Origin of the sequence: Burkholderia sp. BCC1640 (assembly GCF_902833125.1) — a bacterium.
Taxonomy (GTDB): Bacteria; Pseudomonadota; Gammaproteobacteria; order Burkholderiales; family Burkholderiaceae; genus Burkholderia; species Burkholderia diffusa.
Genome location: NZ_CADFEF010000021.1, coordinates 47461 through 60648 on the forward strand (window position 1 = coordinate 47461; position 13188 = coordinate 60648).

Annotated in this window: 14 protein-coding genes; 11 read left to right on the forward strand and 3 right to left on the reverse strand. The window is 68.8% G+C overall.

All coding sequences use genetic code 11. The features are described from left to right. Positions 1–26: 26 nt before the first annotated feature. The 3 genes from HWX25_RS22135 to flgA all read right to left on the reverse strand — a co-directional run bounded on the left by HWX25_RS22135 (position 27) and on the right by flgA (position 2254). On the reverse strand, positions 27–467 hold the full coding sequence (locus HWX25_RS22135; RefSeq protein ID WP_006762551.1) for a flagellar protein FlgN: 441 nt from the start codon (positions 465–467) through the stop codon (positions 27–29). Between the two features lie 85 nt (positions 468–552). Beyond that, entirely contained in the window at positions 553–885 is a 333-nt protein-coding gene (gene flgM, locus HWX25_RS22140) for a flagellar biosynthesis anti-sigma factor FlgM (RefSeq protein ID WP_059448495.1), read from the reverse strand. 118 nt (positions 886–1003) lie between these two features. Beyond that, positions 1004–2254 (reverse strand): flagellar basal body P-ring formation chaperone FlgA, encoded by a 1251-nt coding sequence (flgA, locus tag HWX25_RS22145; protein ID WP_175910532.1) that lies wholly within the window; start codon positions 2252–2254, stop codon positions 1004–1006. A gap of 206 nt (positions 2255–2460) precedes the next feature. Here flgA and flgB point away from each other — a divergent pair, with 206 nt between their 5' ends. The 11 genes from flgB to flgK all read left to right on the forward strand — a co-directional run bounded on the left by flgB (position 2461) and on the right by flgK (position 13179). Further along, positions 2461–2949, forward strand: coding sequence for a flagellar basal body rod protein FlgB (gene flgB / locus HWX25_RS22150; RefSeq protein ID WP_059448497.1), 489 nt, complete (start codon positions 2461–2463; stop codon positions 2947–2949). Between the two features lie 35 nt (positions 2950–2984). Beyond that, entirely contained in the window at positions 2985–3410 is a 426-nt protein-coding gene (flgC, locus tag HWX25_RS22155; protein WP_059535085.1) for a flagellar basal body rod protein FlgC, read from the forward strand. A 67-nt stretch (positions 3411–3477) separates the two neighbouring features. Beyond that, positions 3478–4224 (forward strand): flagellar hook assembly protein FlgD, encoded by a 747-nt coding sequence (locus HWX25_RS22160; RefSeq protein WP_059535087.1) that lies wholly within the window; start codon positions 3478–3480, stop codon positions 4222–4224. Positions 4225–4252: 28 nt separating this feature from the next. Beyond that, positions 4253–5494 (forward strand): flagellar hook protein FlgE, encoded by a 1242-nt coding sequence (gene flgE / locus HWX25_RS22165; RefSeq protein ID WP_175910534.1) that lies wholly within the window; start codon positions 4253–4255, stop codon positions 5492–5494. Positions 5495–5514: 20 nt separating this feature from the next. Then, positions 5515–6273: a flagellar basal-body rod protein FlgF gene (gene flgF, locus HWX25_RS22170; protein WP_059691964.1), complete on the forward strand. Its 759-nt coding sequence runs from the start codon at positions 5515–5517 to the stop codon at positions 6271–6273. A 35-nt stretch (positions 6274–6308) separates the two neighbouring features. Next, complete coding sequence (flgG, locus tag HWX25_RS22175) at positions 6309–7097, forward strand: flagellar basal-body rod protein FlgG (protein ID WP_014895799.1); 789 nt, start codon at positions 6309–6311, stop codon at positions 7095–7097. 21 nt (positions 7098–7118) lie between these two features. Beyond that, a complete protein-coding gene (flgH, locus tag HWX25_RS22180) occupies positions 7119–7808 on the forward strand; it encodes a flagellar basal body L-ring protein FlgH (protein WP_175910536.1) in 690 nt (229 codons plus the stop codon). A 5-nt stretch (positions 7809–7813) separates the two neighbouring features. Further along, positions 7814–9010 (forward strand): flagellar basal body P-ring protein FlgI, encoded by a 1197-nt coding sequence (locus tag HWX25_RS22185; protein WP_244138788.1) that lies wholly within the window; start codon positions 7814–7816, stop codon positions 9008–9010. Beyond that, positions 9011–10009, forward strand: coding sequence for a flagellar assembly peptidoglycan hydrolase FlgJ (gene flgJ, locus HWX25_RS22190; RefSeq protein ID WP_059535095.1), 999 nt, complete (start codon positions 9011–9013; stop codon positions 10007–10009). It abuts the gene before it with no gap. A 237-nt stretch (positions 10010–10246) separates the two neighbouring features. Continuing rightward, positions 10247–11002, forward strand: a complete 756-nt coding sequence (locus tag HWX25_RS22195; protein WP_059535097.1) for a flagellar brake protein — start codon at positions 10247–10249, stop codon at positions 11000–11002. A gap of 194 nt (positions 11003–11196) precedes the next feature. After that, positions 11197–13179, forward strand: a complete 1983-nt coding sequence (gene flgK / locus HWX25_RS22200; protein WP_175910538.1) for a flagellar hook-associated protein FlgK — start codon at positions 11197–11199, stop codon at positions 13177–13179. The last annotated feature ends 9 nt before the right edge of the window (positions 13180–13188 follow it).

Below are 13188 nucleotides of genomic sequence, written 5' to 3' on the forward strand. Positions count from 1 at the left end.
AACGGGACGCAGGCCGCCGCAGGGCATCAACGCATCAGCGCCGACACACGCCCGTCCGGGCCATAGACGCCGGCCGGCGCGGGCGCCGAGCGCAGCACCGCAAGCGCGCGCTCGTTGTAGTCCATCCGGATCCGGATCAGCATCCCGTTGGTCGCATTGGCCTGGCGCGCGCGTTCGGCGGCCTGCAGCAGCAATTGCCAGCGGCCGGCGAGGCGGGCATCGCGCTCGGCGGCCTGGTCCATCCCTTTCTTGCCGGCCGGAAAGCCGAGCGCGGACAACTGCGTGTCGCGCGTGCGCTCGAGCTGCGCGAGCCGGTCGATCAACGCGCTTTTCTTCTCGACGATGCCGGGCAGCATGTCGAGCGGCTCCGGCGTCGTCAGTGCCTTTTCCTCGTAGGCGAGCAGGGACGCGAACGCTTCGACCGTCGCGTGTTCGTCGTTGACCGTGGCCAGCAGCTCTTCTCTCATCGCGTCATGCTCGTCGCGCCGGCACGCGTGTCCGCATGCCGGCAAACCAGGGGACCGGTCCGGGCGTGACGGGCCCCGGGCCGGCTCAGTTGCCCTGCGAGCGCTGCTGTTGCAGCAGGTCGCGGGCGGTATTCAGTACGCCGTCGGCGATCTTGTTCACGTCGATCGTCAACGTGCCGTTGTTCAGCGCGTCCTTGATCGACTGGACGAGGGCCGTGTCGATGTCGGCGCTGCCGGAGGCCGACAGCGAACGCAGCTGGCCGGACAGACCCGACAGGTTCACGGTCGTGTCGCCGCCGGTCGATCCTGCGTCGGCCGCCTGCGCGGACGACGACGAAGCCGCGCCGGATTGCGCGCGGGTCGCGCCGTTGCCGGTCGACGCGAGTGGGCTCGGGTTCGGAGTGGAATCGATCTTCACGATGGGTTTCCTGTACGGTATGACCCAGATAACGGCCGGGTCGGCCCGAACTTTAGCATCGTGAGCCCGACATTCTCCGAATAAACAATTCTTTGCAATCTTGCGGCGCGATCCGTCCCTATAGCGGAATTTCCACGGTCCCGGCGTCCTTGACGATCGCCGTGACGATCTGGCCCGCCGCCATCCTGACCCGCACCGACTGGCCCGGCGCCGCATTCGCGAGCGCGCTGCCGTCGGCCGAGATCGTGAAGCCGGGCCCGGCCGCGACGACCCGCACCGTCTGGCCGGCCGACACCGACGCGGCGCTCTTCAGCATGTCCTGGCGCAGCGGCAGCCCGGCCGAGATCCGGGCCAGCGCGGTCGCGCCGACCGCCTGCGCGGGATCGGTGATCACCGCCAGCGGCAGCACCGTCAGGTCGCCGTCGCGCGCGACGAGGTCGGCCGCGGTGAGCGGCTCGCCCGGCGTGATCTGCCGCGCGGCGACGTAATAAGTGGCCTGCACGGCGACCTTCGCCTGCAGATAAACGGTCCACGGCCGCTCGCCGGCGCAGCGTACGCCGACCGTCGTGCGGCCCCACAGGCGCGCGCCGGTCGGCAGGAACGGCTCGAGCGTCGTGCACGCGGCGAGCCCGCGCGGAAATGCGGTCGCGACCGTCGCGGTGGTCTTGCCCGGCAGGCCCGCGACCTGCTGCTGCAGGAACGCGAGGGCCGTGCGCCGGATCGTGTCGGGGTCCTGCTGGCCGGCCGGCGTGGCCGGCTGAGACGCGGCGGTGGCCTGGGCCGGGTTGGCGGCAGCGGCCGGCGCGCGCGGCGCCGGCGCGGCTGAAGCGGCCCGGGCCGCGGCCATGCGCGCGGCGATGGCCGGTCGCGCGGAATTCGCGGAATTCGCGGGATTCGATGCGGGCTCGGCCATACCGGCGACGACGGTCGCGACGGCACCCGGATCGGCGGCGCGCCGTGCGCCATCGCCGGCGTTCATGCGCGCGGCGGCGTAGACGGGGCGCGGCGCGGGTGCCGGCACGGCGGCCGGCGGCGGGACGCTCGTCACGACCATCGAGCCGGCCGGCAGCGCCGCAGAGCCGGCCGAGGCCGCGCCGGTTACGCCGGCGCCACCACCCGCGCCAACGGCGCCGCCCGCCATCGCCATGCCCGTACCCGAAGCCGTGCCCGCATTCCCGCCGAACTGCCCGCCGCTCGCCGCGTTCGCATGCGCGAGCGCGGTTTCGGCCGTCTCGCCGCGTCCGGGAATCACGATCATCCCGTCGTCCGCGTGCGCAAGCGGCACCGCGAGCCACAGCGCCGCGGCGAGCGCGAACGCACGCGCCATGCGCGTGCCGCGTTCGTCGTTTCCGCGAAGTGCGCCTGTCATCGCCGTGTCCTCGAAGCCGTTGATCCGATTCGCATTCTAGGGAGCCCGGCCGTCGCGCAAACGATGAATAGAGGGGGCCTTTGCCGCGTTATTCGTCCGATTGCCGGTTGCGCCCGACGCCTACCATCGCTGTCATGGAAAAAAGCCCCTTGGGTCGCCATCCGGCGCAAGGGGGCGTGCAGCGCTTCATACGGAGAGACGCACACATGCTGGACAAACTCGATGCCGAATTCGCGTTCGGCCGACAGGCGCTCGACGTGCGCGCCTATCGGCAGGAACTGCTGTCGTCGAACATCGCGAACGCCGACACGCCCGGCTACCAGGCCCGCGACGTCGACTTCGCGTCGACCCTCGCGCGCTCGCTGAAGCAGACCGGCGGCGGCCTCGCGCCGAGCAACGCCGCGCAGCTGCCGATGGCGCAGCCGGCCGGCGTGACGAGCGGGATGACGATGGTGTCGACGGCGCCCGGCCACATGGCCGGCACCGCGAAGCTGATTCCGACGGGCGGCCCGGCCGACGACTACGGTCGCGCGCAATACCGGATGCCGCTGCAGCCGTCGCTCGACGGCAACACGGTCGATCTCGACGTCGAGCGTGTGCAGTTCGCGAACAACGCGCTGCACTACGAAACCGGGATGACCGTGATGACCCAGCAGATCAAGGCGATGATCGCCGCGATCTCGACGAACTCGTAAGCGCGCGCCGCTTCCGTCCCGAACAAGGAGCCCCCATGCCCTCGTTGATGAACATCTTCGGCGTCGCCGGTTCGGCGCTGTCCGCGCAATCGCAGCGCCTGAACGTCACCGCGTCGAACCTCGCGAACGCCGACAGCGCGACCGGCCCCGACGGCAAGCCGTACAAGGCCAAGCAGGTCGTGTTCGCGACCGACCCGATCGGCGGCGCGCGCACCGCGTCCGGCCAGGGCGTCGGCGGCGTGCGCGTGACCAGGGTGGTCGACGATCCGTCGCCGATGAAGTCGACCTACGACCCGGCGAACCCGGCCGCCGACGCGAACGGCTATGTGCAGATGCCGAACGTCGATCCGGTGCAGGAGATGGTGAACATGATCTCGGCGTCGCGCTCGTACCAGGCCAACGTCGAGACGCTGAACACCGCGAAGACGCTGATGCTCAAGACGCTGACGATCGGCACGTAAGCCGCGCGCCGGGCGTCCTTCCCCACCGAGACCCAGACCCGACAGTTCCGACACAAGGCCACCCAGGATGACTTCCACCAGCACGACGATCGGCAGCAACGGCACCAACGTGTCGACCCTGCCGACCGACACGATGAACACCAACAACGTGTCGACGAACGGCACGTCGGCGAGCGACCTGCAGGCGACGTTCCTGAAGCTGCTCGTCACGCAGCTGCAGAACCAGGATCCGACGAGCCCGGTCGACAGCTCGCAGATGACGTCGCAGCTCGCGCAGATCAACACGGTGAGCGGCATCGCGCAGTTGAACACGTCGCTCACGTCGCTGTCGACGCAGCTTGCGGCCGGCCAGCAGACGCAGGCCGCGCTGCTGATCGGCACGAACGTGCTCGCGCCGGGCAACGGCGTCGCGGTGAAGAGCGGCGCGGCGTCGCCGTTCGGCGTGTCGCTCGCGAACGACGTGTCGAACCTGACGATCACCGTGAAGAACAGCTCGGGCGTCGTCGTCAACACGATCAACGCAGGCAAGCAGTCGGCCGGTACGGTGCCGTTCAACTGGACGCCGACCGATGCGGCCGGCAACGCGCTGCCGGACGGCAAGTACACCGTGAGCGCGCAATACACGGGCTCGGATGGCAAGACGTATGCGCCGACCGTGCTCGCGGCCGCGCAGGTGCAGAGCGTGATCAAGCAGGCCGACGGCACGGCGGGGCTCGTGCTGTCGAACGGCACGACGGTGGGCTTGACCCAGGTCGCGTCGATCTTCCCGAACACCGCGTCGTCGTCGTCCGGCGGCACGACCACCACCAACTGATCCAGATTTCTCGAAAACGGAGACCGAAATGGGTTATCAACAGGGTCTGAGCGGCCTCGCCGGCGCATCGAACGCGCTCGACGTGATCGGCAACAACATCGCGAACGCGAACACGGTCGGCTTCAAGTCGAGCACCGCGCAGTTCTCCGACATGTACGCGAACTCGGTCGCGACGTCGGTCAACACGCAAATCGGGATCGGTACGACGCTCGCCTCGGTGCAGCAGCAATTCGGCCAGGGCACGATCAACACGACGAACTCGTCGCTCGACGTCGCGATCAACGGCAACGGCTTCTTCCAGATGTCGAACAACGGCGTGACGACGTACTCGCGCGACGGCACGTTCCAGCGCGACAAGAACGGCTTCATCGTCGATTCGCAAGGCCGTAACCTGATGGGTTACGCGGCCAACACGGGCGGCGTGATCAACACCGCGCAGACCGTGCCGCTGCAGGCGCCGACCAGCAACATCGCGCCGACCGCGACGACCAAGATCACCGGCCAGTTCAACCTGAACTCGCAGGACACGGTGCCGACCAAGACGCCGTTCAGCGCGACCGACACCACGACGTACAACTACTCGACGTCGATCCAGGTGTACGACTCGCTCGGTGGCTCGCAGGCGGTCAACATGTATTTCGTGAAGTCGGCGGCCGGCACGTGGGAAGCCTACGCGGGCGTGCAGGGCGGCGCCACGACGGACCTCGGCACGGTCACGTTCAACTCGTCCGGCGCGATCCAGAGCACGACGACGGGCACGCCGGCCACGCCGACCGCATCGCTCGGCCAGTTCCAGTTCACCGTCCCGAACACCGACGGCTCGGCGACGCCGCAGCAGCTCACGCTCGACCTGACCGGCACCACGCAGTACGGCGGCAAGGACGGCGTGAACAACCTCGCGCAGGACGGCTATGCGAGCGGCACGCTGACGACTTTCTCGATCGGCGCCGACGGCAAGCTGACCGGCAACTACTCGAACGGCCAGACGTCGGTGCTCGGCCAGATCGTGCTCGCGAACTTCAACAACCCGAACGGGCTCGTCAACCTCGGCGGCAACCAGTACGCCGAGTCGTCCGCGTCGGGCGTGCCGCAGATTTCGTCGCCGGGCAGCACGAACCACGGTTCGCTGCAGGGCAGCGCGCTCGAGAACTCGAACGTCGACCTCACGTCGCAGCTCGTCAACCTGATCACCGCGCAGCGCAACTACCAGGCGAACGCGCAGACGATCAAGACGCAGCAGACCGTCGACCAGACGCTCATCAACCTGTAATGCGCGGATAACCGGCAGCCATGGACCGACTGATCTACACGGCGATGACGGGCGCGTCGCAGTCGCTCGACCAGCAGGCGATCGTCGCGAACAACCTCGCGAACGCGTCGACGACGGGCTTTCGCGCGCAGCTCGCGACCTATCGCGCGGTGCCGATGAATTTCGGCGACGGCAGCAACATCGACCCGACGACGACGCGCACCTATGTGCTCGCGTCGACGCCCGGCGCGGATTACGCACCGGGTCCGATCACGCGCACCGGCAACCCGCTCGACGTCGCCGTGCAGGGCGCCGGCTGGCTGTCGGTGCAGGCCGCCGACGGCAGCGAGGCCTACACGCGTGCCGGCAACCTGCACGTCGATGAAAACGGCCAGCTCGTCAACGCGAGCAACCTGCCGGTGATCGGCAACGGCGGCCCGATCTCGGTGCCGCCGAACGCGGAAGTGACGATCGGCAAGGACGGCACGGTGTCGGCGCTGATGCCGGGCGATCCGCCGACGGCGGTCGCGATCGTCGACCAGATGAAGCTCGTGAACCCGGACCCCGCCACGCTCACGCGCGGCAACGACGGGCTGTTCCGCACCGCCGACGGCAATCCGGCCGACACCGATCCGAACGTGGTCGTCACGCCGAATTCGCTCGAAGGCAGCAACGTGAACCCGGTGACCGCGATGGTCGCGATGATCGACAACGCACGGGCGTTCCAGCTGCAGTCCAAGCTGATCCAGACGGCCGACCAGAACGAGCAGTCGGCGAACCAGCTGCTCAACTTCAGCTGAGCGGCACGGCCCTCGCTACCAGGAGAAGATTCAACATGAACCGATCGCTCTACATCGCCGCCACCGGCATGAATGCGCAGCAGGCGCAGATGGACGTGATCTCGAACAACCTCGCGAACACCAGCACCAACGGCTTCAAGGCGTCGCGCGCGGTGTTCGAGGATCTGCTGTACCAGACCATCCGCCAGCCGGGCGCGAACTCGACGCAGCAGACCGAACTGCCGTCGGGCCTGCAGCTCGGCACCGGCGTGCAGCAGGTCGCGACCGAGCGCCTGTACACGCAGGGCGGCCTCACGCAGACCGGCAACTCGAAGGACGTCGCGATCAACGGCGCGGGCTTCTTCCAGGTGCTGATGCCGGACGGCACGAACGCATACACGCGCGACGGCTCATTCCAGACCAACGCGCAGGGCCAGCTCGTCACGTCGAGCGGCTACCAGATCCTGCCGGCGATCACCGTGCCGCAGAACGCGCAGTCGCTGACGATCGGCAAGGACGGCGTCGTGTCGGTCACGCAGCCGGGCTCGAGCAACGCGGTGCAGATCGGCTCGCTGCAGATCGCGACCTTCATCAACCCGGCCGGCCTCGAGGCGAAGGGCGAGAACCTGTTCGCCGAGACCACGTCGTCGGGTGCGCCGAACGTGTCGCAGCCGGGCCTGAACGGCGCGGGCGTGCTCAACCAGGGCTATGTCGAGGCGTCGAACGTGAACGTCGTGCAGGAGCTCGTCAACATGATTCAGACGCAGCGCGCGTACGAGATCAACAGCAAGGCCGTGACGACGTCCGACCAGATGCTGCAGACCGTCACGCAGATGAAGAGCTAACCGGAAAGTCCCGTCGTCGCCATGAAGCAGGTTCGCCTCCTCCCGTCAGCCTCCGTCCGCGCCGCGTGCGCGGTCGCGGTGGCCGCGCTCGCCGGTTGCGCGCAGATTCCGCGCGACCCGATCATCCAGCAGCCGATGACGGCGCAGCCGCCGGCGCCGATGGCGATGCAGGCGCCCGGCTCGATCTACAACCCGGGCTACGCCGGCCGGCCGCTGTTCGAGGATCAGCGGCCGCGCAACGTCGGCGACATCCTGACGATCGTGATCGCGGAGAACATCAACGCGACCAAGTCGTCGGGCGCGAACACCAACCGCGCGGGCGACACCAGCTTCAGCGTGCCGACGGCCGCCTTCCTCGGCGGGCTGTTCGCGAAGGCGAACCTGTCGGCGGCCGGCAACAACAAGTTCGCGGCGACCGGCGGCGCCAGCGCGGCGAACACGTTCAACGGCACGATCACGGTGACCGTCACCAACGTGCTGCCGAACGGCAATCTCGTCGTCAGCGGCGAGAAGCAGATGCTGATCAACCAGGGCAACGAGTTCGTGCGCTTCTCCGGGGTCGTCAACCCGAACACGATCTCGGGCGCGAACTCGGTCTACTCGACGCAGGTGGCCGACGCGCGGATCGAATACTCGGCGAAGGGCTACATCAACGAAGCCGAGACGATGGGCTGGCTGCAGCGCTTCTTCCTCAACATCGCACCGTGGTGACGACGATGCAGCAGCCACTTTTCCACCGCTTCTCGTCGCGCGCGTCCCGTATGTCGCGCGTGCCTGCCGTCGCGCGGCTCGCCGCCGCGTTCGTGCTGGCGGCATGCGCGCTCGGCGCGGCACCCGCGCACGCGGAGCGCCTGAAGGACCTCGCGCAGATCCAGGGCGTGCGCGACAACCCGCTGATCGGCTATGGCCTCGTCGTCGGTCTCGACGGCACGGGCGACCAGACGATGCAGACGCCGTTCACGACGCAGACGCTCGCGAACATGCTCGCGAACCTCGGCATCTCGATCAACAACGGCTCGGCGAACGGCGGCACGTCGTCGCTGAACAACATGCAGCTGAAGAACGTCGCGGCCGTGATGGTCACCGCGACGCTGCCGCCGTTCGCGCGGCCGGGCGAGGCGCTCGACGTGACGGTCTCGTCGCTCGGCAACGCGAAGAGCCTGCGCGGCGGCACGCTGCTGCTCACGCCGCTGAAGGGCGCGGACGGCCAGGTGTACGCGCTCGCGCAGGGCAACATGGCGGTCGGCGGCGCGGGGGCGAGCGCGAACGGCAGCCGCGTGCAGGTGAACCAGCTCGCGGCCGGCCGGATCGTCGGCGGCGCGATCGTCGAGCGCTCGGTGCCGAACGCGATCGCGCAGATGAACGGCGTGCTGCAGCTGCAGCTGAACGACATGGACTACGGCACCGCGCAGCGGATCGTGTCCGCGGTCAATTCGAGCTTCGGCCCGGGCACCGCGACGGCGCTCGACGGCCGCACGATCCAGCTCGCCGCGCCGGCGGATTCAGCGGAGCAGGTCGCGTTCATGGCGCGCCTGCAGAACCTCGACGTGAGCCCGGACAAGGCCGCCGCGAAGGTGATCCTGAACGCGCGCACCGGCTCGATCGTGATGAACCAGATGGTCACGCTGCAAAGCTGCGCGGTCGCGCACGGCAACCTGTCGGTGGTCGTCAACACGCAGCCCGTGGTGTCGCAGCCGGGGCCGTTCTCGAACGGGCAGACGGTGGTCGCGCAGCAATCGCAGATCCAGCTGAAGCAGGACAGCGGCGCGCTGAAGATGGTGACGGCCGGCGCGAACCTCGCCGACGTCGTGAAGGCGCTGAACACGCTCGGCGCGACGCCCGCGGACCTGATGTCGATCCTGCAGGCGATGAAGGCGGCCGGCGCGCTGCGCGCCGATCTGGAGATCATCTAAATGGCAGCTACTCTCCCGAACGCAAACGACCTGACGCAGCGCTTCGCCCTCGACGTGCAGGGCTTCGACGCGCTGCGCGCGCAGGCGAAGCAGTCGCCGCAGGCCGGCGCGAAGGCGGTCGCGGGCCAGTTCGACGCGATGTTCACGCAGATGATGCTCAAGAGCATGCGCGACGCGTCGCCCGACGGCGGGCTGCTCGATTCGCACACGTCGAAGATGTACACGTCAATGCTCGACCAGCAGCTCGCGCAGCAGATGTCGAAGCGCGGGATCGGCGTGGCCGACGCGCTGATGAAGCAGCTGCTGCGCAACGCGGGGCAAGGCACGGGCGGCGACACGGCGGCCGACGCCGGCGCGGCCGGGCTCGGCGCGGTGGGCCTGGGTGCGGCCGGCTCGGGCACGTCGGGCAACGAAGGCAGCCTCGCCGCGATGAACGCGATGGCGCGGGCCTACGCGAACGCGGCGAACAACGGCGGGCTCGCCGGCGCGCGCGGCTACACGGCCGGCAGCGCGCTGACGCCGCCGCTGAAGGGCGCGAGCGGCGCCCAGGACGCCGACGCGTTCGTCGACCGGCTCGCCGCCCCGGCGCAGGCGGCGAGCGCGACCACCGGCATCCCGGCGCGCTTCATCGTGGGCCAGGCCGCGCTCGAATCGGGCTGGGGCAAGCGCGAGATCCGCGCGAGCGACGGCTCGACGAGCTACAACGTGTTCGGCATCAAGGCGAACAAGGGCTGGACGGGCCGCACGGTGTCGGCGCTGACGACCGAATACGTGAACGGCGCGCCGCGCCGCGTCGTCGCGAAGTTCCGCGCGTACGATTCGTACGAGCACGCGATGACCGATTATGCGAACCTGCTGAAGAACAACCCGCGCTACGCGGGCGTGCTGAGCGCGAGCCGCAGCGTCGAGGGCTTCGCGCACGGGCTGCAGAAGGCCGGCTATGCGACCGACCCGAACTACGCGAAGAAGCTGATCTCGATCATGCAGCAGATCGGCTGACGGGGCAGGGGCCGCAACGGCCCCGCCTGCCGCCCATGCTTGCAGTCTTACGGACCGCGCCCGGCACCCCGCCGCGCGCGGTTTCAACGTTTGCGCGAAAAAAACCGCCAATTCGATCTAAACTTTCGGTGAGCACTGCCGCTAAGTGTGTGAGACCTGCAACCGGGCCCTTGTTCTGGCCCGGTTTTACTGCGCACCGGTCGCCCGGGCGCCCATGAAAAAGAAAACCGGCTAGCCATGAATATCGAAACGTCGACCGATCCGAGCCTGGATGCGGGCCATTCCGGGCCCGACTACGCCCGCCGCAATCCGCTGGAGATCGGCGTGCAGCTGCGCAACCTCGTGAACCGCGGCGACTTCCTGACCGTCCAGTACCCGGGCGGCCAGCTCGTCACGCGCCTGCTCGAGGTCGACGTCGGCGCGCGCACGTTCACGTTCGACTGGGGCGCGCTGTCCGAGCAGAACGCCGGCATCCTCGGCGCGTCGCATTGCACGTTCGCGGCGGCGCCCGAAGGCGTGCGCGTCGAATTCACCACGAGCACGCCGCGCGAGACGCGCTACGAGGGGCTGCCCGCGTTCGTCGCCGATTTTCCCGACGTGCTGATGTGCATCCAGCGCCGCGAGTATTTCCGCGTCGATGCGCCGATCGTCGATCCGTTCCTGTGCCGCGGCAAGCTGCCGGACGGCGAGAGCTTCGTGTTCGAGGTGCATAACCTGTCGCTCGGCGGCGTCGGGCTGCGCACGGCCGACGAGCGCGTCGAGGCGCTCGAGGTCGGCACGCTGCTGCCGGAGGTCGAGCTCGAGCTGACCGGCCACGGCAAGCTGTCGCTCGACCTGCGGCTCGTGTCGCAGCGTTCGACGCAGATGCCGAACGGTTCGCGGCGCTTCCAGCTCGGTTTTCGCTTCATGTCGCTGCCGGGCAGCGCGGAGAACACGCTGCAGCGCCTGATCACGCAGCTCGAGATGAAGCGCCGCTCGCTCGCGCGGGCCTGACGTAATCCCTCTCGCGGCCCCGCCCGGGGCCGCTTTCGCACCGGCGCCGGCGGCGTCCGCCCGGCGGCTCGACAGACGACGCGCACGCGCGCGTCGCACGCGCATTTTTCCCTCAATTTTTCCGATCCGCGGCCGTTATACCGGGAGTCACGCAACCCGGCGGCCGCAGCGCGGCCGGCTCATCAGGATCGCGCATGTCCAACACACTCATGAACCTCGGCGTCAGCGGCCTCAATGCCGCGCTCTGGGGCCTCACGACGACCGGTCAGAACATCAGCAACGCCGCCACGCCCGGCTATTCGGTCGAACGCCCGGTCTATGCCGAGGCGAGCGGCCAGTACACGTCGAGCGGCTACATGCCGCAGGGCGTGAACACCGTCACGGTGCAGCGGCAGTACAGCCAGTACCTGAGCGACCAGCTGAACAGCGCGCAGTCGCAGGGCGGCGCGCTGTCGACGTGGTATTCGCTCGTCGCGCAGCTGAACAATTACGTCGGCAGCCCGACGGCCGGGATCTCGACCGCGATCACCGGCTATTTCACCGGCTTGCAGAATGTGGCGAACAGCGCTGCCGATCCGTCGGTGCGGCAGACCGCGATCAGCAACGCGCAGATTCTCGCGAACCAGCTCAACGCGGCCGGCCAGCAGTACGACGCGCTGCGCCAGAGCGTGAATACACAGCTCACCAGCACGGTGTCGCAGATCAACACGTACACCGCGCAGATCGCGAAGCTGAACCAGCAAATCTCGGCGGCGAGCAGCCAGGGGCAGCCGCCGAACCAGCTGATGGACCAGCGCGACCTCGCGGTGTCGAACCTGTCGAGCCTCGCAGGCGTGCAGGTGGTGCGCAACGACAGCGGCTACAGCGTGTTCCTCGCGGGCGGCCAGCCGCTCGTCCTCGCCGACAAGAGCTATCAGCTCGCGGCCGTCACGTCGCCGTCCGATCCGAGCGAGCTGACCGTCGTGTCGCAGGGGATCGCCGGCGCGAACCCGCCAGGCCCGAACCAGGCGCTGCCGGATGCATCGCTGTCGGGCGGCACGCTCGGTGGCCTGCTCGCGTTCCGCAGCCAGACGCTCAACCCCGCGCAGGCGCAACTCGGCGCGGTCGCGGCCAGCTTCGCCGCGCAGGTCAACGGGCAGAACGCGCTGGGCATCGATCTGTCCGGCAAGCCGGGTGGCGACCTGTTCACGGTGGCGGCCCCGGCCGTCTATTCGAATCAGGGCAACACTGGCAACGCATCGCTGTCCGTCTCGTTCGCCAATGCGTCGCAGCCGACGACGAGCGACTACACGCTGTCGTACGACGGCACGAACTACACGCTGACCGACCGCGCGAGCGGCGCGGTGGTCGACCAGAAGGCGGGGCCGATGCCGCTTTCGCTCGGCGGGCTGAACTTCTCGTTCTCGTCCGGCGCGATGAATGCCGGCGACCAGTTCACCGTGCTGCCGACGCGCGGCGCGCTGACCGGTTTCGGCCTCGCGACGACGAGCGGCTCGGCGATCGCGGCCGCGTCGCCGGCCATCACGTCGGCGTCGAGCACCAACATCGGCACCGGCAAGATCGCGCTGAGCGGGGTGAGCGCAGGCTACCAGGTGCCGTCGACCAAGCTGACCTACGACGCGGCGACGAAGTCGCTGTCGGGCTTCCCGGTCGGCACCACGGTGACGATCCCGGGCACGCCGCCGACGTCGGTGACGATCGCCAGTCCGACCGACCCCGTGCCGTACGACCCGTCGACCGGTGCGGCGATGACGATGTCGGGGGCGGCCGCCGGGGCGATGAACGGCGTGACCATCACGCTGTCGGGCACGCCGTCGGACGGCGATTCGTTCACGATCGGACCGTACGCGGGCGGCACGAGCGACGGCAGCAACGCGCTCGCGCTGTCGAAGCTCGTCAACGCGAAGACGCTCGGCGGCGGCACGACGACGCTCACGGGCGCCTATGCGAACTACGTGAACAACATCGGCAACGCCGCGAGCCAGCTCAAGTCGTCGAGCACCGCACAGACGGCGCTGGTCGGCCAGATCACGTCCGCGCAGCAGTCGGTGTCGGGCGTGAACCAGAACGAGGAAGCCGCGAACCTGATGCAGTACCAGCAGCTCTACCAGGCGAACGCGAAAGTGATCCAGACGGCGGCTTCGCTGTTCCAGACCGTGCTGGGCCTGTTCAGCTGAGCGGATTCG